Annotated in this window: 26 protein-coding genes and 1 tRNA gene; 16 read left to right on the top strand and 11 right to left on the bottom strand. The window is 60.2% G+C overall.

Annotated features, from left to right (window positions below; genetic code table 11):
* Window positions 1–91 precede the first annotated feature (91 nt).
* A complete protein-coding gene (locus tag BW919_RS07345; RefSeq protein WP_157666169.1) occupies window positions 92–457 on the bottom strand; it encodes a putative zinc-binding protein in 366 nt (121 codons plus the stop codon).
* Window positions 458–578: 121 nt separating this feature from the next.
* On the opposite strand from BW919_RS07345, the gene BW919_RS07340 reads away from it, so the two are divergent.
* Genes BW919_RS07340 through BW919_RS07310 form a run of 7 tightly spaced genes read left to right on the top strand, consistent with a single transcriptional unit; the run spans window position 579 to window position 4700 of the window.
* Window positions 579–1763 (top strand): nicotinate phosphoribosyltransferase, encoded by a 1185-nt coding sequence (locus BW919_RS07340; protein WP_088336363.1) that lies wholly within the window; start codon window positions 579–581, stop codon window positions 1761–1763.
* Window positions 1764–1806: 43 nt separating this feature from the next.
* Window positions 1807–2682, top strand: coding sequence for an RIO1 family regulatory kinase/ATPase (locus tag BW919_RS07335; protein ID WP_088336362.1), 876 nt, complete (start codon window positions 1807–1809; stop codon window positions 2680–2682).
* A complete protein-coding gene (locus tag BW919_RS07330) occupies window positions 2651–3094 on the top strand; it encodes a DUF120 domain-containing protein (RefSeq protein ID WP_088336361.1) in 444 nt (147 codons plus the stop codon). The genes BW919_RS07335 and BW919_RS07330 overlap by 32 nt, the downstream gene beginning before the upstream one ends.
* Window positions 3070–3744, top strand: a complete 675-nt coding sequence (gene ribB, locus BW919_RS07325; RefSeq protein WP_088336360.1) for a 3,4-dihydroxy-2-butanone-4-phosphate synthase — start codon at window positions 3070–3072, stop codon at window positions 3742–3744. Before BW919_RS07330 ends, ribB begins: the two co-directional genes overlap by 25 nt.
* Window positions 3741–4073: a hypothetical protein gene (locus BW919_RS07320; RefSeq protein ID WP_088336359.1), complete on the top strand. Its 333-nt coding sequence runs from the start codon at window positions 3741–3743 to the stop codon at window positions 4071–4073. The genes ribB and BW919_RS07320 overlap by 4 nt, the downstream gene beginning before the upstream one ends.
* Before the next feature lie 14 nt (window positions 4074–4087).
* The gene (locus BW919_RS07315; RefSeq protein ID WP_088336358.1) at window positions 4088–4312 is read left to right on the top strand and encodes a hypothetical protein; all 225 of its coding nucleotides are present in this window, start codon (window positions 4088–4090) and stop codon (window positions 4310–4312) included.
* A gap of 1 nt (window position 4313) precedes the next feature.
* A complete protein-coding gene (locus BW919_RS07310; protein WP_088336357.1) occupies window positions 4314–4700 on the top strand; it encodes a hypothetical protein in 387 nt (128 codons plus the stop codon).
* Here the strand turns inward: BW919_RS07310 and priL are convergent.
* Window positions 4670–5890 (bottom strand): DNA primase regulatory subunit PriL, encoded by a 1221-nt coding sequence (gene priL / locus BW919_RS07305; RefSeq protein ID WP_157666168.1) that lies wholly within the window; start codon window positions 5888–5890, stop codon window positions 4670–4672. The two genes, BW919_RS07310 and priL, sit on opposite strands and share 31 nt — an antisense overlap.
* Between priL and BW919_RS07300 the strand changes: the two genes are divergently transcribed.
* Entirely contained in the window at window positions 5881–6453 is a 573-nt protein-coding gene (locus BW919_RS07300; protein ID WP_148688074.1) for a DUF2119 domain-containing protein, read from the top strand. The two genes, priL and BW919_RS07300, sit on opposite strands and share 10 nt — an antisense overlap.
* Before the next feature lie 183 nt (window positions 6454–6636).
* On the opposite strand, the gene BW919_RS07295 is transcribed toward BW919_RS07300, so the two are convergent.
* Together BW919_RS07295 and BW919_RS07290 are read right to left on the bottom strand one after the other, a co-directional pair.
* Window positions 6637–7458 carry a hypothetical protein gene (locus tag BW919_RS07295; RefSeq protein WP_088336354.1) on the bottom strand — a complete coding sequence of 274 codons (822 nt, stop codon included), beginning with the start codon at window positions 7456–7458 and terminating at the stop codon, window positions 6637–6639.
* A complete protein-coding gene (locus BW919_RS07290; RefSeq protein WP_394334950.1) occupies window positions 7455–8444 on the bottom strand; it encodes an indole-3-glycerol-phosphate synthase in 990 nt (329 codons plus the stop codon). Before BW919_RS07290 ends, BW919_RS07295 begins: the two co-directional genes overlap by 4 nt.
* Before the next feature lie 35 nt (window positions 8445–8479).
* On the opposite strand from BW919_RS07290, the gene BW919_RS07285 reads away from it, so the two are divergent.
* Window positions 8480–8953, top strand: coding sequence for a TIGR00725 family protein (locus tag BW919_RS07285; protein ID WP_088336352.1), 474 nt, complete (start codon window positions 8480–8482; stop codon window positions 8951–8953).
* Here the strand turns inward: BW919_RS07285 and asd are convergent.
* The 4 genes from asd to BW919_RS07980 all read right to left on the bottom strand — a co-directional run bounded on the left by asd (window position 8944) and on the right by BW919_RS07980 (window position 11996).
* Window positions 8944–10008 carry an aspartate-semialdehyde dehydrogenase gene (asd, locus tag BW919_RS07280; RefSeq protein ID WP_088336351.1) on the bottom strand — a complete coding sequence of 355 codons (1065 nt, stop codon included), beginning with the start codon at window positions 10006–10008 and terminating at the stop codon, window positions 8944–8946. The two genes, BW919_RS07285 and asd, sit on opposite strands and share 10 nt — an antisense overlap.
* Before the next feature lie 129 nt (window positions 10009–10137).
* The gene (locus BW919_RS07275; RefSeq protein WP_088336350.1) at window positions 10138–10833 is read right to left on the bottom strand and encodes a metallophosphoesterase; all 696 of its coding nucleotides are present in this window, start codon (window positions 10831–10833) and stop codon (window positions 10138–10140) included.
* A 5-nt stretch (window positions 10834–10838) separates the two neighbouring features.
* Window positions 10839–11822, bottom strand: coding sequence for a YbhN family protein (locus BW919_RS07270; protein WP_157666166.1), 984 nt, complete (start codon window positions 11820–11822; stop codon window positions 10839–10841).
* A 44-nt stretch (window positions 11823–11866) separates the two neighbouring features.
* Window positions 11867–11996: transfer RNA gene (locus BW919_RS07980), tRNA-Glu, on the bottom strand.
* A 60-nt stretch (window positions 11997–12056) separates the two neighbouring features.
* Between BW919_RS07980 and BW919_RS07265 the strand changes: the two genes are divergently transcribed.
* Both BW919_RS07265 and BW919_RS07260 read left to right on the top strand, forming a co-directional pair.
* On the top strand, window positions 12057–12380 hold the full coding sequence (locus BW919_RS07265) for a hypothetical protein (protein WP_088336348.1): 324 nt from the start codon (window positions 12057–12059) through the stop codon (window positions 12378–12380).
* Window positions 12377–12835, top strand: coding sequence for a hypothetical protein (locus tag BW919_RS07260; protein WP_157666165.1), 459 nt, complete (start codon window positions 12377–12379; stop codon window positions 12833–12835). The genes BW919_RS07265 and BW919_RS07260 overlap by 4 nt, the downstream gene beginning before the upstream one ends.
* On the opposite strand, the gene cfbD is transcribed toward BW919_RS07260, so the two are convergent.
* The gene (gene cfbD / locus BW919_RS07255; protein WP_198324604.1) at window positions 12820–13869 is read right to left on the bottom strand and encodes a Ni-sirohydrochlorin a,c-diamide reductive cyclase catalytic subunit; all 1050 of its coding nucleotides are present in this window, start codon (window positions 13867–13869) and stop codon (window positions 12820–12822) included. The two genes, BW919_RS07260 and cfbD, sit on opposite strands and share 16 nt — an antisense overlap.
* Window positions 13870–13900: 31 nt before the next feature.
* Between cfbD and BW919_RS07250 the strand changes: the two genes are divergently transcribed.
* Together BW919_RS07250 and BW919_RS07245 are read left to right on the top strand one after the other, a co-directional pair.
* Window positions 13901–14191 carry a DUF211 domain-containing protein gene (locus BW919_RS07250; RefSeq protein ID WP_011019752.1) on the top strand — a complete coding sequence of 97 codons (291 nt, stop codon included), beginning with the start codon at window positions 13901–13903 and terminating at the stop codon, window positions 14189–14191.
* 13 nt (window positions 14192–14204) lie between these two features.
* Window positions 14205–14783, top strand: a complete 579-nt coding sequence (locus BW919_RS07245; protein WP_088336345.1) for a VIT1/CCC1 transporter family protein — start codon at window positions 14205–14207, stop codon at window positions 14781–14783.
* Here BW919_RS07245 and BW919_RS07240 read toward each other — a convergent pair.
* Together BW919_RS07240 and BW919_RS07235 are read right to left on the bottom strand one after the other, a co-directional pair.
* Window positions 14762–16306 (bottom strand): radical SAM protein, encoded by a 1545-nt coding sequence (locus tag BW919_RS07240; RefSeq protein ID WP_088336344.1) that lies wholly within the window; start codon window positions 16304–16306, stop codon window positions 14762–14764. The genes BW919_RS07245 and BW919_RS07240 overlap by 22 nt on opposite strands.
* Window positions 16303–17970 (bottom strand): glycosyltransferase, encoded by a 1668-nt coding sequence (locus BW919_RS07235; protein ID WP_088336343.1) that lies wholly within the window; start codon window positions 17968–17970, stop codon window positions 16303–16305. The genes BW919_RS07240 and BW919_RS07235 overlap by 4 nt, the downstream gene beginning before the upstream one ends.
* A 29-nt stretch (window positions 17971–17999) precedes the next feature.
* Between BW919_RS07235 and BW919_RS07230 the strand changes: the two genes are divergently transcribed.
* Genes BW919_RS07230 through BW919_RS07220 form a run of 3 tightly spaced genes read left to right on the top strand, consistent with a single transcriptional unit; the run spans window position 18000 to window position 20957 of the window.
* Window positions 18000–18722 carry a helix-turn-helix domain-containing protein gene (locus BW919_RS07230; protein WP_088336342.1) on the top strand — a complete coding sequence of 241 codons (723 nt, stop codon included), beginning with the start codon at window positions 18000–18002 and terminating at the stop codon, window positions 18720–18722.
* The gene (locus BW919_RS07225) at window positions 18719–19771 is read left to right on the top strand and encodes a hydroxymethylglutaryl-CoA synthase (protein ID WP_088336341.1); all 1053 of its coding nucleotides are present in this window, start codon (window positions 18719–18721) and stop codon (window positions 19769–19771) included. The genes BW919_RS07230 and BW919_RS07225 overlap by 4 nt, the downstream gene beginning before the upstream one ends.
* A gap of 13 nt (window positions 19772–19784) precedes the next feature.
* Complete coding sequence (locus BW919_RS07220) at window positions 19785–20957, top strand: thiolase domain-containing protein (protein WP_394334947.1); 1173 nt, start codon at window positions 19785–19787, stop codon at window positions 20955–20957.
* Window positions 20958–20965 lie beyond the last annotated feature (8 nt).

Genomic DNA, 20965 nt, shown 5'->3' with positions numbered 1-20965 from the left:
AATTAAAGTCGGAGTTAGTTTGTACCATACTTACTATACCGTCCGTAGGCAGCGAGTAAAGTCGTGAGGTTCTGGTTACTCTGGCAGGTCTTCAAAGGAGTTCTTTAACTTTTTTCTTGACCTCTTCTACCAGTTTCCTGTTCGACTCCGTGAGCTCGTACATACTGTCGGCGTTCATCCCAATTTTTTCCGATACTTCGGAAACGGACACAGTTTCGGACGGACTCTTCCCTACTTTCTCCTTCAATATTTTCCCGGGACAGTTATGGTCACAGCCAGCGATCACTAAAACTTCGACGCGTTTTAGAAGGTCTAGGAACTTCTTCTTACCTGCGGCGGTAGCTGGCGGACAGATCGACGGAACTCCTTCCTCCTCGGATAGCTCTGCGACCGCTACTCGGGAAACAAATCCGTTAGGTGACATACCGGTGCATGGCATCAGAGCTCTTCTGGACACAGTGGGCGCCCCCATACACGTCAATATTGTACCATAGGCACGTCCGGGAACTGGCCTTCAGCTGCAGTGTAGGGATAAAATTTTCGATCCTTATGAAACGGTCCGCGAAGGGGTTGAGAAGGTGCGTCTCCACGTAGCTGCAGAGGATGAGATACGGCGTGGCGAGACCGCGGACGTGTACTTCAGGAGGATCAGGGAGGTGCTGGAAGAAGAGGGTCTAGATGATACCGAGGTCGTCGCCGAGATTTCTACACGATCACTGCCTGAGGGTTGGGAGTGGGGTGTCCTGTGTGGCGTCGAGGAAGCGCTGGCGCTACTTGAGGGTCGGGACGTGACGGTGTACGCGATGGACGAAGGGGAGTTGTTCCGACCCGAGCAGCCGGTGATGAGGATCGAAGGGCCTTACGTTGAATTCTGTGAGCTTGAAACTGCACTGATCGGATGTTTGGCGAAAGCCACCGGGATCGCCACGAAAGCAGCTAGGTGCAAGGTCGCGGCAGGTGGCAAACCCGTGTACAGCTTCGGGATTCGTCGGCAGCATCCTGCGATAGCCCCGATGGTGGACAGAGCAGCGTTCGTGGGTGGATGCGATGGTGTTTCTGGGATTAAGGGGGCGGAGTTGATCGGAGAGCGACCCGTGGGCACTATGCCGCACGCCTTCATCTTAGTGTTCGGGGATCAGCGAAAGGCGTGGCGTGCGTTCGACGAACACGTACCTGAGGACGTTCCCAGGATAGCCCTAGTGGACACACTGTACGACGAGGTAGAGGAGGCGCTGATGGCGGTCGAAGAGCTGGGGGATAGGCTCTACGGGGTGAGGCTCGACACACCATCCTCTCGCCGTGGTGACATGGCGGAAATAGTACGAGAGGTCAGGTGGGAGCTGAACCTCCGCGGGCACGAGCACGTTAAGATCGTAGTGTCCGGCGGGCTGGACGAGGAAGAGATCCGGCGGCTCGCGGAGGCCGGGGCCGACGCGTTCGGCGTGGGTACGGCTATCTCGGACGCTCCGGCGGTGGACTTTGCGATGGACTTGGTGGAGGTCGAAGGAGAACCGAGGTCGAAGAGGGGGAAGCTCTCCGGAGCCAAGCAAGTCTGGAGGTGTCCGAACTGCCTTGACGACGTCGTGCTCCCCAGGAATGAGGAACCAAACCCATGTTCCGAGTGCGGGTCGGAACGTGAGCCGCTGCTGCGGAAGTTCATGGAGGAGGGTGAGGTGATCCGAGAACCGAAGTCCCCCAAGGAGGCCCGTAGGCACGTGCTAAAGACCGTCGGGGAGCTCGAAGGACTCGATCTGACGGAGTGAGGTCCCCCTCCGTGGCTCCGGCGTCCACAGGGGGTCCACGGAGTTGGAGCAGTTGGGACGCGCACTGTTAGAAACGGTGCAGAAAGACGATCCCGAGCCGTTCTTAGAGGCATTGGAGGGGGCGGAGGTGAGTCCAGAGGACGCGAATCGATTCTTGGAGGCGTTGCGGATACAGAGGGAGAAGAGGAGAATCTCCGAGGAAACCCTGAGGGTCATCGAGGACACGCTTTCTGAGGTGTTAGAACCCGAGGAACGTGGAATCCTGGAACCCGATCCGCTGGCGGAGTACGCCGGAGTGGATCGTATCCTCGGAACGATCATGACGGGGAAGGAGGCGGACGTCCTGCTGGCGGAGCGTGACGGGGAGAAGGTCGCCCTGAAGGTGTACCGTGCGTACACCGGGTACGAGGAGCGGTACGAGGAGAGAATCTACCGGGTGGAGGGCGGCGAGGTGCGGAGGATCAGACGTGGGGACGCCGCTCTGAGGGAGTTCTCCCGATTGCGGCGCGCGTACGAAGCCGGTGTAAAGGTACCGGAGCCTTACGACGCGCGTCCTGGTCTTATCGTGATGAAGTACATCCCGGGTGAACCCCTACACCGGGCGCCGGACCTGGATGATCCGAGGTCGGTACTGGAAGATCTGTTGAACCAGGTTGTACGGTTGGCAGTGGACGCCGAGTTGGTCCACGGTGATCTAAGCGCGTTCAACATCCTAGTCGGTGACGACGGTACGCCGTACATCATCGACTTATCCGAGGCCGTGAAAGTGAAGGAGCCGGGGGCGTTTGAGACACTCCAGCGAGACGTGAAGAATCTCGTATCGTTCTTTGAGCGAAAATACGGAGTGTCGGCGGACGTAGACGAGGTCGTAGAGAGGGTGAGGCGAGGTGTCTACGGGACCGACTGTGGTCGTAGGTGAGTACGTGAAGGGGTTGGGTGAAGGCCGTCGCTACGTCAGCATCCCGTACTACCGGAGAGAAATCGAGAGGGTGATCGGGACACGACCGTTCCCGGGAACATTCAACGTCCGGGTGGAGCGTGAGGAGCGCGAGTCGCTCCGTGAGCTCGCTTCTTCGTACGGGTATAGAATAGAACCGCACGGTGAGTACGGAGGAGCTTGGCTTTACCCCTGTTTAGTGGACGGAAGGCCCGCATGGCTGGTCTTTCCGGACCTAACGGAGCATCGGGATCAAGTGGAGTTGATATCCGAGACTGAACTACGACGTGAGATCAACGTGACCCACGGTGATACGGTAAAGATCGAGGTGTGGGGACCGTCGATTTGGGAGTTGGTGAGGAAATTGACTTGCAATCCGTCCGGCGGGCGTTGAGACGTGGAAAGCCCGTGTTCATTTTCGATTCAGAGGACCGTGAAGGAGAAACCGATATGGTGTTTTGGGCTCCTGAGGTTACGCCGGATCACGTCGCGGAACTCCGGGAGGTCGCGGGTGGATTGATCTGCGTTGTAATACACCCGGAACACGCCCGGAAAATACGCTTACCCTTCCTGGTGGACGTTTACGAGCGGTCGGATCATCCACTACTGCGTGTCACGTGGCCCGACGATATACCGTACGATGAGCGTTCCACGTTCTCGATTACCGTTAACCACCGAGACACATTTACAGGGGTTACCGACGAGGATCGTGCTCTGACTATACGGAAGCTGGCGGAGTTCTTCACCCGCGACCATGAAGACCCAGTACGTGAGTTCGGTGAGGAGTTCAGGTCTCCGGGACATGTGCACCTGCTGCGCCCTTTCGACGGGCTTTTAGAGGAGCGTCGAGGACATACCGAGCTCACCGCGGCATTACTCGAACTAGTCGAGTTAAAACCTAAGGTCGCGGTCATATGTGAGATGTTGGAATCTGGTGGAGGAGCCCTCCCGCGTGAAAAAGCCGAGCACGTCGCGAGAGAGCGTGGCGCTCCGTTCCTGACCGGTGAGGACATCTTGAAAGCGTGGAAGGGGGGCGATGGGTGATCCACCCCGTTATCGTCGCGTTGGTGATATCGTCCCTCTTGATAGCCCCGGTCACAGCTCAGGAGGGGAGCACCACGACGGGAACTGGACAGGCTACCACTACAGTCCAGCCGTCTACGACGCCCAATGGACCGACGACGATAACCGGCGAGGGCGGCGGTTACGCTGGCGTCTCACAGCCTCGATCCATATCCACGACCGGTAAGGTACAGGAAGCCGAGTCCGGAAAGAAAGTCGAAGAAATCAAGAAGAAGGAAAAAAGAAACCCGAAAGGAAACACACCCACAAGGCGGGTCTGCAGGGACTTACTAGATCGCTGCGTGAACTGAGGTACTACGCGCTGGTGACGGCGGTCGGGCTGGCGACCATAGCAGTCATAATGGGATACGGATTGGTGAAATTCGAGCGACGGCTCTCCCAGCAGTCGATGGGTGATAAAGCACAGAAGGCCGAAAAGGCCCAGAAGGAGCCGCCAAAAGTCGAGCGTAAGCTCAGAAAGACGGAGCCTGAAGAGGATGAAGTAGAGAAGATTAGGAAACTGTGGAAGCGGTTAAAGGAGGGGGGCTGAAGTGTCCCTGAGGTGTCCACGGTGCGGAGGTCCCGTTCGTCCATCGCTCGATCAGTTGGAGTGTGAGGAGTGTGAGTGGTTCAAAAAACTCCGGAGTAAACCCAGGAGGGACACGAGGCTCAAGTGGATGAAGGAGTATACTAGACGGTTCTTACGGGAAGAATTCGATGATTGCGGTGTGGCCGAGGTTATAGTGAGAGGACCCAGGGGTAAGGGAACTGGTTACTTAGCTGCCACGGTGTACGTGGACGACCATCACAGGGCGATCGGCAAGGATGGCAGCCGCGTGAAGGAGGTTGAAGAGAATCTCGAAACGTTGGCGGACGAGCTTGGAGTGCCCCCGGTTCGTATAACAGTTCACCCATCGTCGGCCTTAGGTCGGCGATAATACGTGAGCGGGTTCTTCACACCGCAATCCCCACAGGGACATAGTCCCCACGCCTTCATTTTCTCGCAATTCGGAGGTAAATACCGTGTGCCCCCACCCACTTCACCCGCGATGTGGCGAACCTGATATCTGGTACGCTCTTCGTCGAAGTCCGGAAGGTTCGAGAACACTTCCACCACGCGGTCCACGTCCCACCCCGCGTTGACTAGGAAGGCAGCCAGTGCGAAGCGGGCCTCATGGGGCAAGTTCTCCCCTTCTTGAGCCCTCCGTAAGAGCTCCCGGATACACGGCGGAAACCGGCCGCCCTCCCCCTTCTCAACGCGCTCCAAGCGCTTCCGAACCTTCGGGAACAGTTTGAGGCAGAACTCCCGCAGCTCCTCGGCCTCTACGTCACCCAAGGATTCGATGTCGGAGATCACTAACCGGCGGACATCCTCGCGGAATGTCCGTGCCAGTGTCTTGAAATGCATGATCAGGTATCCTTCCGGTTCCTTGAGCATCTCGAGCAAGTTGGGGTCAGGTCTCCGCATTCGCCCACGGCAGTTGGAGCACCTGCGGGCGTGATCCTGCTCCAAGTCCCCCGTTCCTCCCCGCCTCGTGGCCCCGCATCGCGTGCATATCCAGACGTCGTTCCACCCTGCGGGATCGAGGACTCTCACCCCGAGGACCCTGTTCGACCTAACCTCCTTCAGAACCTTCTCCAACGGGGCGCGTTCCCACACCAACACCTTCAACTTCTGCCCCTCGGGGGATCGATGAATGAGTGGAAACGAGAAATGGACCGCGTAGAGGCCAAGGTCACGCTCGAGAACCCGTACGTCCCACAGGTACAGATCACTGAGGACACGTTCCTCAGGGTAGGACATGGCGGACCCGTCCTCGCGACGGAGGTCGTAGAGCGCTGTCTCGGCCATCGCTGACTCACCTTCGGCTATCAGGTGACGGACTGGGCGCGGTCCGGCGGCCGCTACGGTTAGGAGAGCTCCGTACACGCGTAAAACCTCCGACTCATCCTCGTCCCTGATCTTGCGCAGGTAAGCACGGCGCGTCTTCACCTTCGCCATCCAGTCGTCGAGCCCGAACGCGTAGGACCTGACCCTGGTCCTGATTTCATCACGGTACGACAGAACCTCCTCCGGTCCTACCTCCGGAACGGATACCGTCGGGGCGTGGGGAAACCATGAGCGCAAACGATCACCCCATTCGCAGACCCGTAGCCGTGTACGGGGTCCACGGGGATGAAGGTCGTGCCCTCGAGCCTGTGGTTCGCAGGGTATTACCCGATGGATTCCGGACCTCTAGGGTGTTCAAGAACGGACCTTACGTGAGTACGGTGGATCCGTCGTTCCACCGTTCCGAAGTCGGTGCGCGTTGGCGACGGGTCGTCGAGAACCTTCGACCGTTCGACGCTTACGTGGAGTTCCACTGCTACCGACCAGAGTCTTACGGGAAGCTGACTGCGGAGCGACGGAGTAGTGGGGTTCCCGGCTTAGTCGACTTCGGCGCCGGGATACTCCTAGGTTCCGTCCCACGCAAACACAAGCGCGTCCTCGGGGACGTGCTCACGCTCACCCTAGAGGTACCCAGGGAGCCATCGGATCGGGCGTTGAGTGTCGTCTCCGAGATATTGGGACTGATCCCTGGAAGGACACGCGGAGAGTTCGTGAAGGAGCTACGTCGACGTTTCCCTGAGGCGACCGAGGAGGCCCTCCGGAGGTTCAGGGATTACTACCCCGATCTGGAACCCTTCTGATCGAAAGGGTTAACTCTCGAACGCCCATTGCCTCTGCCAGAGGACGGCCCCGAAAACCTGAGGGTGGCACACCCGATGAGGGGGAGTAGGGGCCGCCGATGAGCCCCGCGGCCGAGGCTGGGACCGGGACGGGTGACGACCGGAAGGCGACGGATGACCGGTCTGGCTAACCGCGGGGCACAGTCATTCCTCAGTCGGTTCCACCACAAGGGACACGTCCTTACCCTTGGTAACTAGGCGCATGAGCTCGTCCGCGTGATCCCGATCCACGACCAAGACGACGCCACTCTTGGACCGCTTCCAGACCTCCGCCTCGCAGATCATTTGACCGTCGGCGTACACTATCACTTTGTCCCCCTCACCGATGTGAGCCGACCCACCCTTGGGTTTTACCGAGACGGCGACCTTATCCGGGGGGAGGGTGTGCGAGACTGGTGGCTTCGCGCCGGCGAGCCTCACCTTGACCTCGTCACCGTCGACACGCACCACCGCTCGTCCCACGCCCCCCTCTTCCTCTAAGTCCCGCTTGATCACCCGCTCCACGTCCTCCCGGGAGGTTCCCCGCGGAAACTCGTACTCACGTCCCGCGATCCGCTTCTTCACCTCTCGAGGCGCTGGAGGTTCCCCAGGGACGTCTTCGATATTGTCTGGATCCTCGGGAAGCCGGTACACTTTGGTCGTGGGTTTCATCGAGGACAACCGCGCCTCCAGTAGTCGCTTACCCAGTGCGTCTCCGTAGGTCCTGGCGGGTATCGCGAACAGGGCCGCGACCGTCCAGGAGAGCACCTCAACGTTAGGCTGGCTGATGGCCAGCGCGGCCAACTTCTGCGGACCCGACGCGAATCCCGCGGTGATGAGTCCTACGAACATGGCCGTTGTCATCGTTATCCGCTCCTCCGCAACGTACCGGTACAGGGCCGCCGCGATGAACGACCCCGCGAACACGTAGAGGCCTCTGGAGATACCGAAAACCACCGACCATGCCAGCTTGTGCGGATCGATCACTCCGTCGACCGCCCCGCTTCCACGAGCTCTCTTACCGCTTCACTCGGGTCGGACGCCCGCATCAGGTACGTACCGACCAACACTGCGTCGACTACTTCGCCCAGCCGGACGACATCCTCAGGTCCGGAAACGCCGGATTCGGCGACGAGGGGGGCGTTCGTGAGGTCCTTAATCTCGGGACTCAGCTCGAAGGTCCGACTAAGATCCACCTCGAGCGTGCGGAGGTCCCGGTTGTTCACCCCTACGACGTCGGGATCGCACTCGCTTAGCAGTTCGAAGTGCTCCCGACGGTCGATCTCCAGTAGGACCTCCATACCGTGCTCGTGTGAAAGGTCGATCAGTTCGGGGGCCTCTCCACCTACGGCCGCGGCGATGATCAGTACGGCATCGGCCCCGTAGTGCGCGCTCTCCTCTACCTGCACCGGGTCGATTATGAAGTCCTTGCGAAGCACCGGAACATCCACGACTTCCCGGACGACCTCGACGTACTTAGGCCGACCGTCGAAGAACTCGGGCTCGGTTAACACGGAGATACCCGCCGCACCACCTCGCTCGTACGCACGGGCCCTCTCGACGACATCCTCCGTGTCCACGTCGCGTAGCCTGCCCTGGGAGGGGGAAGCTGGTTTCACCTCAGCGATCACTGCCACACCGGGGCCAGAAAGGGCCTTCCGTAGCGATCTTCCTCCCGCCCTCGGCGTGAACGTGCGGTCACGGATCTCCTCTACCCTTTCCCTCACGCGCTCCAGGATCTCGTCAAGCAGCTCGGAACACCCCCCGGCGATGACGATATCGGCTTGGTACGACGTCCAGATGTGGTGGCTGCGCCCCGACCGAGCCAGGGAGATGATGAAACGGATGATAGAGGATCGTACGGATGACTTTGGGTCCCGGGACCGATCCCGGGACTCCACGACTGATGATGAACACCCGGTTGTCCGGAGGATACCTACGATGTGGATTGTTACGCCAGCTGAAGTCGTCATCATAGCAAAAACTCCTTCGCGGGGGGAAGACCTCGTTGCAGATCTCGGTGATCGGGAGCGGAAGGGCCTCGGAGGATGTCCTGAATCTCGCTGAGGAACTTGGCCGCGAGATCGCTCGACGAAACCACGTCCTGGTCTGCGGTGGAAGAGGGGGCGTGATGGAGGCGGTATGCAGAGGAGCGCGGGAGGAGGGTGGTGTCACCGTAGGTATCTTGCCGGGTGAGATGAAGGACGAGGCCAACCCATACGTCGACGTGGTCATCCCGACGGGTCTGGGAGAGGCACGGAACGCTCTGGTGGTCAGGGCGGGAGACGCCGTAATCGCCGTCGCGGGCGGATGGGGGACGCTCTCCGAGATCTCCCTGGCCAAGAAGATGGGGAAGCCGGTTGTGGGCCTGACGTTATCGGGAGGGTGGGCCGAGGAGCTAGCGAGGCGAGGTGAGATCGAGGGGGCGGGATCACCCAAGGAAGCCGTGAAGAAAGCGGAGCGTCTGGTCGGTTACAGATAACCTTCTTCGACGAGGAGCTCGGCGTTCAGCACGGAAGCGCCAGCAGCGCCCCTCACCGCGTTGTGGCCAACGCACACGTACTTCAGGCCGCCGAATACCGGGTCCTTACGGATCCTACCGACGACCACGGCCATACCGCCGTAGACGTCACGGTCGAATCTCGGCTGCGGTCTGTCTTCTTCCTCCATGACCACGACGGGACGCTCCGGTGCGCTAGGTAGATCCTTCTTCTGCGGGACTCCCAGGAACCCTGCCAGAATCTCCGCCGCCTCTTCCGGGTCAGACTCTTCTTCGGTCGCTACGAAGATAGCCTCGGTGTGACCGTCCAACACGGGCACTCGGTGACACGACGCGGAGACCTTGATATCCGCGAATTCGACGCGGTCTCCGTCCAGCTCGCCCAGAATCTTAAGGGTCTCGGTTTCCATTTTCTCCTCCTCGCCCTCGATATACGGAATCACGTTGTCGATGATGGCCATGGACGGTACGCCCGCGTAACCGGCGCCGGAGACCGCCTGCATCGTTGAGACTACCACGCTCTCAATCCCGTACTCGTCCATCAGTGGCTTGAGGGTCAGGACCATCTGAATAGTCGAACAGTTAGGGTTCGTCACGATGAAGCCGTTCCAACCACGCTCATCCTGCTGCACGTCGATGAGTCCCAAGTGATCAGGGTTGACCTCGGGTACCACCAGGGGGACGTCCTCTTCCATGCGGTACGCGCTGGCGTTACTGGCGACGGCGAAGCCCACCTCCGCGAACGCCGGCTCGACGTTGCGCGCCACGTCCGACGGTAACGCGGAGAACACCAGGTCTACGTCCGCTTCGCGCTCCACCTCCTCCGGGTCGGTCTCCAATACGGTGAGCTCCGCCACGTCCTCCGGCATCGGCTCTTCCAAGTACCACTTAGCGGCTTCTGCGTAAGTCTTCCCGGCGGAACGTGGCGACGCCGTCACGGCCTCGAGCTCGAACCACGGATGGTCGGCCAGCAAGCTGATGAACCGCTGGCCTACAATGCCAGTGGCGCCCAGGACTCCGACCCGGACCCTCGCCAATCTTCGCGACCCCCGTCGCGGACCGTGAACACCGTTAAAAAAGGACCGCAGCCGGGCCGACCGGGCCGTGATCGTCCGCGCCCTCTCCCGAGGGCTACGCCGATGAGGAGAACTTCCTGGGGTGAGCCCTCAGAACGGTTCGGCTTCCAGAATGGGGAGGTACGACTCGTCGATCACAGCACCGCGCCGGTGGGCGAGGAGTAACCGGTCATTCGATGTCACCTCGGTACCACCAACCAGGTCGTCGAACGCCGGTAGTACGAACCCCGGGACCCGTCCAGAGACCTCACCCCGAGTGAGTCCATCGAGGTCGAGCTCCAGCTCGACGAGTACTTTCACAGATACGCCGGGAACAGCATCCGATACCGGGTGTTCGTGACCGAACACCAGGACGTTGGACCGTGGGAGCAGCTCGTGATCAGGTTCCGCGTGCCCGTGGAGGAAGTAGAACCCGTCGATAAGTATCCCCCTGGTGCCCACCACTCGAACCCCACGCTGATCTCGGAGGAGCTCTTCCACCAGGCCGTCGTGGTTCCCCTTGACCACGATTACCTCGTCCACGATCTCGAGCGCGGCGTCCACGATTTTCGGGACGCCCCGGAACTCGATACGACTGGCGGACGGTACGTTGTGCTTGAGGTCACCCACTATCACTAGGATCGAGGGGTCCAACACCTCTAGGTACTTTCGAAGCTTCTCGACGCGGTCTTTTGTACGGTTCACGGCCCGTATTCCACGCTTACGAAGCTCGATCTCCACACCCACGTGCACGTCAGCCAACGCCGCGATATCCTTGAACATGATCACCTCGTGGTAGAGTTCCACCCATCTTACCCCCGACAGACATACCTTTCCAGTACGGGCACGCTGACAGCCCCCAAAGTTACGGGTATCACGAACGAGTAGAGCCGGTCCAGGAGCAGAGCCGCCATCACCCGGTTCGGGTCCGCCCCCAACACGGTAAGGACTCCGGTAGTCAATCCCTCCACGATACCGAGCCCTCCCGGAGAGACCGAAACGACGGCAGACCCTCGGATCGCGATGGACATGACCAACGGTATCAACGGGGACGCCGTTGGCCAGACCGCCCAGGTGACGCAGTACAACCGGAGCACCCTGGCGGCCCATCCCACGGTGTACTGAACTAGGGCCGATCGCGCTTCCTTGGACCGAAACAGCCGCACCGTGGAATCCACGAGCTCATCGACCGTTCCCACGGAGTACCCTACGCGGCGTACGAGCGCTTCGACGAGGTCGCGTACGCTCTCGTAGGCTTCGCGGCACGTGCGTTCGGACGCGAACAGCGCCCAGAGCCCCACCACGGCCGCGGCTCCGACACCGTTCGCCGCGATCAGGTACGGGGAAACCTCGGTGCAACACCATATTACGACGCACCCTAGCAGGATCACCGCTAAGTAGCCCGCGTTGCCTAGCACGATGTCGGCCACGATAGTTGGGATGACGGTGGCGGCCGACCATCCGAGCCGAACTCCGTAGTACACCCGAACGGCGTCGCCGAGTACCCTGGCGAGGGAGACCAGGTTGTTGACCATCAGTTTGACGCAGTACATAAGAAAGAGTTGTCTTCTAGGCGGGCTGCTTCTCAACGGCTCGAAGGTTTTCTTCCATCCCCCCACGCACGCCGCGAACCACAGTACCTCGCATGCACCCGCCGCCAGGATCCAAGCAACGTCGGCCCGTTGGAGGGTTCTGAGGACTCTGTTCACGTCCGCTAGGTGGAACAAGGTGATGTAAAGCGATATCGCCCCAGCGACGGCTCCGAGGACGGTTTTGATGTGAAGAGATCTTTCCAAGGAACGCTCCCCAATCGTTAGTTTTCTCGTAACGATTTAGGGTTTGGTGCCCCGGCCGGGATTTGAACCCGGGTCGCGGGATGTCTCCGGCCCGGGTGGGCCTCGAAAGTCCCGCATGATATCGGCGGGCCCGCGGTCACCCACGGGCCCTTGACCGGGCTACACCGCCGGGGCGTCTCTTCATCCACGGCCTCGCCCGAACCCTCGTTACTTAAAATTTTCGGGGGCGAGGACATGTCGGTGTTGGTGGATCTGAACGCTGTCGGGTTCGTAGCGGTCCAGTCGGCAGTCACCGCGGAGTGGATCAGGACGGGGGCGATCCATCGGGTCAGGAGGGCGGTACTCGGGGAAAGAGCGGGTACCGTGCGGGTGATGCTAGTTACTGGGATGTTGTCCATGTTGATCACGAACGATGCCGCGCTCATCATCGTCCTGTCGCTGCTGGCTCCGGGTGCCAGCCGACCTCACCGTGTGGTCCTGCCATTCTTCTGTACGCGTGGGCCCACGGTGAGCGGATCGAGTCGGGCTCCGGGCCGGCTCCGGACGTCCTGGACGTGACGGTGATGATCGCGGCGGCCGGTTGTCTACTGGCCCACGTCCCGGTGTACCTATGGTTTCCCGCGGTCTTCGGATGCTACGCCGTTCTCCGCCCGCATGCCGTCCGGCAGGTGGATTGGATCGTGATCGGCATGCTGACGGTCGGGGTCTTGGTTCCGAGCGTGATCGGGCCGTTGAGTTGGAACCCGCGGATAGACGATCCATTCGTGTGGTCCGTGTTGCTGTCTCAGGTCGTGAGCAACGTACCGGCTACCGTGCTGGTGACACCCATGACGTATGACTGGAGGGACCTACTCCACGGTGTGACAGTCGGTGGCTACGGGACGCCGGTAGCCTCTGTGGCCAACCTGATAGCGCTGAGGGCCGTGGGGAGCCACGGTGTTCTCCGCGACTACGCTGTGCTACAGTGCTCATGCCTGGTGTTGGGGACTCTGTCACACTATGCGCTGAGCTGACGTATGGCCTCCCCGAGGTCTGACGGCACAATCTCGCGCCGCCCCAGCACCCGGGCGTGGGCTTCCTCCTCGACGACTACGTAATCATACCCCAGCTCTCGTAGGGCGGAGGCTTCGCGAAGCCCGTCGGTGACGGCGACGAACGTGGCGTCGACGTTGAGCTCCTCCGGTGCGACGGCGTGGGGTATCCCGGTGATCAGCACGGAATCGGGGTCGAACTCCTCGATCTTCTTGGCCAGAAGCTCGCCGGTGACCGCGTATTCGTCCAGGGAACCGGTGACTTCGAACTCGATCCCTTCCTCCCGAAAAATTGATCCGATAACCTCCGCGTCCCGCCGTACTTTAGGGAGACCGCTTTCAGGGGACAGGTTGGCCAGGACCCAAGCCCCACGTTTACCGAGTTCGAGGATAGGGTCCGCGAAGATGTAGGCGGTCTCCTTCTTCGCGTTGAGGATGGCGAGTACGTCCTCGTAGGATAGCAGCACCCGGGCGACCTCGGACGGATCGTGTCCGGACCACGGTTTGAGGTACTTCCGGCTGGCCATCCCACGCTTACGCTCGAGCTCGGCCGCCGCCCTCATCAGTCTCTTCTGGCGTTCCACTTCCCCTTTGGGGATTACCCCCGCCTCCGCGGCCCGCTCTAATGTCCTAATGACCCCTTCGGTGTTAGGCCCCATGCCGTTGTGTACCTCGACGGTGACGACGGTCGCATCGGTGTTCGCCTCATCGACGGCGGCCTCGAGGTCCTCTCCGATGATGGACGAGACGCACGTTCCGACGACTCCGATCAGCTCCGGTTCGAGACGCTTCTCCACGTACTCGAGGAGCTCGACGAGCTTCTCCAGGGCTCCGAACACGAAGTCGTCCTCCTCCATCCCAGTCACGAACACCCGGACGCCGTCCTTCTCGAGCAGTCGCGCGGTCCGGAAGCAACATCCTTTAGGTCCGTGGAGCACCACGGCATCTGCGAGAAGATCCCGAAGCGTGTACATGGCTGCCGGGATGGGTCCGGGTCGTGGGTGCCACGTGCTCAAAACTCCATCACCCTTCCGAAGGGGGTCTCCCATGGCGAAGATCCGGAGGTTGGTACTGGACGTTATGAAACCGATGGAGCCCGATACCACGGAGCTGGCGCGCTCGCTGGCAAAACTGGAGGGGGTCGATGGCGTTAACATAGTTCTGGTCGAGGTGGATCGCGACGTCGAGAACGTGAAGGTTACGGTGGAGGGACCGGATTTGGACTTCGAGCGGATAAAGGACCTGATTGAGGACATGGGAGGCGCAATCCACAGCATAGATGAGGTAGTGGCCGGCTCTCGGATAGTCGAGGAGGTAAAAACCCCACAAGACGATTAAGGGCTAGTCACCGTTGAACAGGAAGGAGTTGTTGAAGAGGGTACTCAAGGAGGCCCTGGCGACGGGGCGCTACATGGCGTTAGGATCCATGGACGGTGTACTAGCGAGTATGGGTGCCGTGCTCAGCGTAGTGGCCCGTGGTGGTTCAGCACAAGATGCGGCTAGCGCCGGGCTCAGCGTGGCGGTGGCACTCGCCCTCTCCAATGGGTTCGGGTCTTATTTAGGTGAAAAGATTGAGGAACTGCGCGAGATCAGGGAACTCGAACGTCAAATGATAATGAGACGAGGTGGTCTGGAGCACACCCGCGTGCACGACCTGGCCAGGATCCGGATCTACACTAGCGTGGTCTCCCATGGAGGATCCAGCTTCGTAGCCTCCATGGTGCCGATTCTCCCGGTGCTGATACTCAAGGACCAGAAGTGGAGCGTGATCGCCTGCACATGCGTTTCCGGAGCCTTCCTGTTCCTACTGGGGGTTTACCTAGGTCGACTCTGTGAGGAGAGGGGTAGGGACCTCATCCTGCGCGGGTGCGAGACAGCTGCCATCGGAGGGCTGGTAGGTCTCGTGACTCATTTCATGGGAGCGCACTGAAGTGACGTGAAGATCCGATATAACTCCTCATGGTCAGGTCCCGCTCGGACGAAGTCGTAGGGGACGTCTTCGGGACCGCCGGGTGGTCGGTCGGGCGATATCGAGACACGATGAGCTTTCATCGCTCGTGCCCACGTCCCGGAACTCCTGGCGTTCCACAGTACCTCCTCCAAGATCCGGGAGACGTCCACGTCCCCTCTGGACAACAGGCACTGTGCGCGAGCTAACTCGGGATCCTCGAACGATACGCGTCCTCCGAATTCCCGCTCGAACAGTCGATATCGGCGGTTGATCTCCCGTGCGGGCAGCATCTCAGAGTATTGAAGCGGTGTGTAGGCTTTGGGGATCAATGGGTTGACGCTAACACGGACGTCGGCGAGTCTCGCGCACTCGCGGGCCAGCCGAGCCGATGCCACGGTGTCCTCTTCGGGGGAGAACCCAGGAATCCCAACGATGAAGTATAGCTTCACCCGTATGCCGAGTCTTCCAGAGTTCTCCACGAGTTCGAGGAGGTGATCCATATCTAGAGGCTTGTTCAGGAACTTGAGGACGTTCTCAGAACCCGATTCCGGAGCCAACGTGAGTGTTCTGACCCCCGCTTCCCTAAGTTCGGGTAGTAGCTCGGGATCCAGATCGTTGATTCTGGTGGACGGTAGTGAAATCTCGAATCTTCGCTCTAGGCACTCTTCCAGTATTTCCTCGAACTCGGGATGTAGCGTCGGGGAAGTGGAGATCATAGCCACACGGTCGTAGGGGGACTTCTCGACGTCCTCGAGTACTTCTAGGATCTGCTCGACTGGGCGGTAGCGCATGTGTCCCGCGGTGAAACCTCCAAGGCAAAACGTGCATCGGTAGGGACAACCCCTCCCCAACTCCACTGGGTACGCGCGGAGACCGGCGTGGTCGGTGTCTTCCGGGGCGAAGGTGATCTTCGGAGGATCTGTTTCGCCGAGATCGTTCACCGTCATTCGATCGACGGTGCCTGGGTACTCCGGAACGTAGAAACCAGGGAGGTCGGCCACATCTTCCAGGGCGTCGCGACGATCGCGGGCTGTCAGGATGGCTTCAATACCCTCTTTCAGGCCTGCTTCCGCCTCCCCAACGTAGAACACGTCGACGTACGGTTCCAGCGGTCTAGGGTTCACCGTACAAGGACCGCCGGCGAGCACCAATGGGTCGTTTTCATCTCGATCCTCGCGCCTGAGGGGAATCCCACCCATGATCAGGGCTTCGAGCATGTGGGGGTAATCGAGCTCGAACTGTAACGAGAAACCGACGACGTCGAACTCGGACAGTGGGGAACCCGTCTCCAGGCTCACCAAGGTGCGGTTCGGGCCGAAGGATTCGTAAGCGTCCGTCGGCACGTACGAACGCTCCACGGAAACCCCGGGAATCCCGGCAAGTATCTTGTGTACGATGTGAAATCCGAGGTTGGAAGCCATACCACGGTACTCATTCGGGTACGTGAGACACACGCGGAGGTCGGCGTCCTGGCTCGGCTCGACGGCGAGAAGCTCCTTCATTCGACCACTGCCCTAACAGACGGAACCTTGAGCTCGATGACCGCGAAGGGTGTCGGCTCAGCCGGGGCTAGAAGGAGCGTCTCGGTGTCGGTGTCCTCGAGCTTCAGGAGGATTTCCCTGTTGCTCACATAGACGATACTCCGATTTTCCAACTTTATCAGCCCGTATCCAGAGACGTACACGTAGACGGATCCACCCCTGGTCGCCACCGGAATCCACGCCTCCTTCCTACCGTCCACGTACACCGCCAAGGCCTCGGCGTGGTCTGGGGTCGCGGACAGAACCGCGGTCACTCGAATGTTGACGTCAGGGCCCTCCACCTTACGCTTGACCGTGATGTTCCGGAACGCCAACCGTATCTCTGAATCCGTGGCGTTCCCCGGCTTGATTCCGAGCTGTCGGGCCAGTTCCGTCGGGATCATGAGGAGGTTATCACGATCCGCGCTCTCGACTCTGTACTCCCCGCGTTGGTAAACGAGGACATCGTCGGGCTTCAGGTCCAGCACCTTGAGGACGTTTCTCCCCATCTTCAGTTCACGACCGTACTGCACCACGTACGGACCTTCGGCTTTAACCTCTCGTTCTCCCCAGACGACCTTCCTGGGTAGTGGGTTTACCTCGACACGGTCGTGGGCGATCTGTATCGACGAGAACATCGCACCGACGAGCACGGCGACGACCGACAACGACATAATAACGGAAGCGTGCATGTGGAGGAACGGGCGGAGGACACGCCGCTTCTTACCCTCGACGCGGAGGAGCTCGTAGACGAGTTGGGCCAGGGAGAATAGCGCGATTCCCATCCCTAGAATCCCCAGCGCTAGTACGCTCGCTAACGGGAGCTCCGTGTAGAACAGGGTGGCGAGGGCCAGGGCGAGTAAGGACACGCCCAAGTTCACGCGGTTGAGCGCTTTGCCGACGTTCCACCTGAGGACCACACGACCGTACTTGTGGGCCCGATCCAGGATCGTCCGGACGACCTGTAAGGCCATCCGATGGAGTCGTTCTAAGGGTTGCATCTCGTGCTTGATCTCACCTATGTCCACCTCCTCAATCCTAGCACCGAGAGCTACGGCGTCGAGGATTATGCCGATATCCACACCGTAATCCGGCTCGAAGTCGACGCGCTCGAGTAGCTTCCTACGGGCGCAGATCTGCCCGCTGAGCGGTTGCTCTAAGTGCGCGATCTCTGGGAAGAAGAACCTCAGCAAGGGTTTAGCGGTCAGGAGTGTGACCCTGCCTGCCTTGCGCTTGAACTTGGTCTTGACGAGGTCCGCCTCCCCCTCGAGTACTGGCCGGATCATTTTCTCGATCATCTCGGGTCGAATGTTCTTGATGTCGGCGTCCACGAAGGCCACGATCTCCCCGGAGGCATGTTTTAACCCGGTTTTCATGGCTTCTCCCTTGCCACGGTTTACCGAGTGTGAGATCACGATGGCACCGGCGGCTTCGGCTTCTTCCGCGGTCCTATCCTCACTACCGTCATCTACAACTATTACCTCGTTGACCAGATCGCATTCCTTCGCAGCCCGAACGACTCGGGCTACCGTCTTCTCTTCGTTGTACGCCGGGATCACCACAGAGACCTTTTGCGGCCGCTTCTTCCTCCCCTTGAACAGTGCCATGGCGATGAGTACTAACAGCGTCATCCCTCCGTCGAGCACTTGAAATCACCCACGGGGAGTGATCCCCGTTGCCGAGGAGCCTCGTGCTAAAAAGGATCGTCGGCGACATCGCCGCGTCGGAACACCCGGGGAAGGTGATGAGGAAGTGGCGAAAGGTGTTCCACGCTTCACAGGTCGAGGTCGCCAGGCGGATGGGTGTGTCGCCTTCGGTTATCAGCGAGTACGAAACTGGGAAGACTAAATCCCCTCGGGTCGATACAGTGCGAAAGTTCGTGGAATCACTTATAGAGATCGACGAGGAGCGTGGCGGTAACATCGTTTCCGCGCTCGAGAACGTTCTGTTCAGCGAAGAGTTACTGGTCACCTTAATCGGCATCGGTGAGTTCCCCTACCCGAGAAAACTCGAAGAGGTCTATGAAGCGATCGAGGCGGAGCCCGTGGTCCACCACGGTAACGTGGATGTGTTCGGGTATACCGTGATCGACAGCGTGAAGACGATACTGGAGGTCCCAGCACGGTCCCTAATTCGGGTGTACGGGGAGTGCCCGAACAGGGTGTTGGTGTTCACGAGGATCGACCGAGGGCGCTCCCCGATGGTGGCCATAAAGGCTGCTGGGGTGAAACCGAGCGCGGTGATACTACATGGTATTGATAAAAGCGAGGTGGATGACATCGGTATCAAGATCGCGGAGGTAGAAGGTATCAACCTCGCCACCACTACTGAGTCCATTTCGAAGATCTCGAAAAGGCTTAAGGAACTTACCGAAGTTCAGTCGGGGGGCCATGGTTGATACCTTCGGAGCGCGTCGGGATTGTCGGGTACGGTGCCTACGTTCCAAGGTATCGGATTAAGGTGGAGGAGATCGCGGCAGTTTGGGGAGATGACGTAGATTCCATCAAGTCAGGGCTAATGATCGAGGAGAAGAGCGTCCCATCGGAGACCGAAGATTCCGCCACGATTGCCGTTGAAGCAGCGAAGAACGCAGTAGCGCGGGCGGGGATAGACCCTAAAGACATCGGTGCGATATACGTGGGGTCGGAGTCACCACCTTACGCCGTCAAGCCCACCGCCACTATCGTCGCAGCTGCAATCGGGGCAACACCCGATCTCACGGCGGCCGACTACGAGTTCGCGTGCAAGGCCGGAACTGCGGCCATCCAGACGTGTGCGGGTCTCGTGGCTTCGAGTATGATCAAGTACGGGCTCGCCATCGGCGCGGACACTGCTCAGGGGGCTCCGGGAGACCCGCTAGAGTACACTGCGGCGGCCGGCGGAGCCGCGTTCGTGATCGGGAAGAAGAAGCTCATCGCCGAGATGGAAGGCACCTACTCGTACACCACGGACACCCCGGACTTCTGGCGCCGCGAAGGACAGCCCTACCCACGTCACGGTGGGAGGTTCACCGGTGCCCCGGCGTACTTCAAGCATATCATCGGAGCCGCCCGCGGACTGATGGAGGAGCTCGACCTGAGCCCAGAGGACTTCGACTACGCTGTGTTCCATCAGCCAAACGGTAAGTTCCCGAGGAAGGTCGCACGTAGTCTAGGATTTGATCCCGAGCAAGTCGAACCGACCATCGTCGTAGACCGAGTGGGTAACACGTACTCTGGATCGTCGCTGCTCGGGTTCACGGCGGCACTGGACCGCGCCGAGCCGGATGATCGCATCCTGGTCGTGTCGTACGGTTCGGGTGCGGGTAGCGACGCGTTCAGCTTCGTCGTGACTGAACGTATCGAAGAGGTCCGGGAGAAAGCCCCGCTGCTGGAGGAGTACCTAGAGGACCGCGTGTACGTGACGTACGGAGAGTACGCGAAGATGAAAAGGAAGCTCAAGTTCTGAGGGGATGGTGTACGTGCTCCGTCGGGACGTAGCCATCGTCGGCGTGGGTATGACGAGATTCGGAGAACTGTGGGAGCGGTCCTTCGACGACCTGTTTGTAGAGGCCGGGTTGGAGGCTCTCGAGGACGCGGGTATGGGAGGAGACGAGATCGAAGCGATGTACGTCGGAAACATGAGCGCAGGCCGCTTCATCGACCAGGAGCACGTAGCCTCGTTGATCGCGGATCGGTCAGGTCTGACGCCTATCCCGTGCACACGGGTCGAGGCGGCGTGCGCATCCGGCGGTCTGGCCGTGCGTCAAGCGATCCTCGCAGTAGCTTCCGGGATGTACGACATCGTGCTGGCCGGTGGCGTCGAGAAGATGACAGACGTGACCACGGAGGAGGCGACCGCGACGTTAGCCACTGCGTCTGACCAGGAATGGGAGGCGTTCCACGGGATCACGTTCCCATCCCTTTACGCGATGATAGCCAGGAGACACATGTACGAGTACGGAACCACTCGGGAACACCTGGCGCTTCCACCGGTGAAGAACCATCGTAACGCCACTAAGAACCCGAAGGCCCAGTTCCAGTTCGAGATCACGGTCGAGCAGGTGATCGAGAGCCCACTCGTCGCCGACCCGCTCCGGTTACTCGATTGTTCTCCGGTGTCGGACGGTGCCGCCGCCGTGATAGTTTGCCCGCTCGAGATGGCCAAGGAGTTCACGGACACGCCGATAGTGGTCCGCGCGACGGCCCAGGCCTCGGACTCCATAGCACTGCACGATCGAGATGACATCACCACGCTGAAGGCCACGGTTGAGGCCGCGAAGACCGCGTATAAGCAGGCGGGCGTGGAGCCAGAGGACGTGGACGTGGCCGAGGTGCACGACTGCTTCTCGATCGCGGAGCTCGTAGCCGTCGAGGACTTAGGCTTCGTCGGGAAGGGGGAGGCCGGTGAGGCGTATCACGATGGGATGTTCGAGATCGACTCCGACTACGTCGCGGTGAACCCGAGCGGCGGGCTGAAGGCGAAGGGACATCCGGTGGGTGCGTCGGGTGTCGCCCAGGTGGTCGAGATCGTGGAACAGCTGAGAGGCGAAGCTGGGAAACGCCAGGTCGACGGCGCCGAGATCGGGCTCACCCACAACGTCGGAGGATCTGGTGGTACCGTGGTCGTCCATATCTTCGAGCGGGCCGATTAGGGGGAATC

Origin of the sequence: Methanopyrus sp. KOL6 (assembly GCF_002201915.1) — an archaeon.
Classification (GTDB): domain Archaea; phylum JAADCQ01; class Methanopyri; order Methanopyrales; family Methanopyraceae; genus Methanopyrus.
Note: the sequence above shows the minus strand (reverse complement) of the source record. Positions and strands in the feature narration are given on the sequence as shown.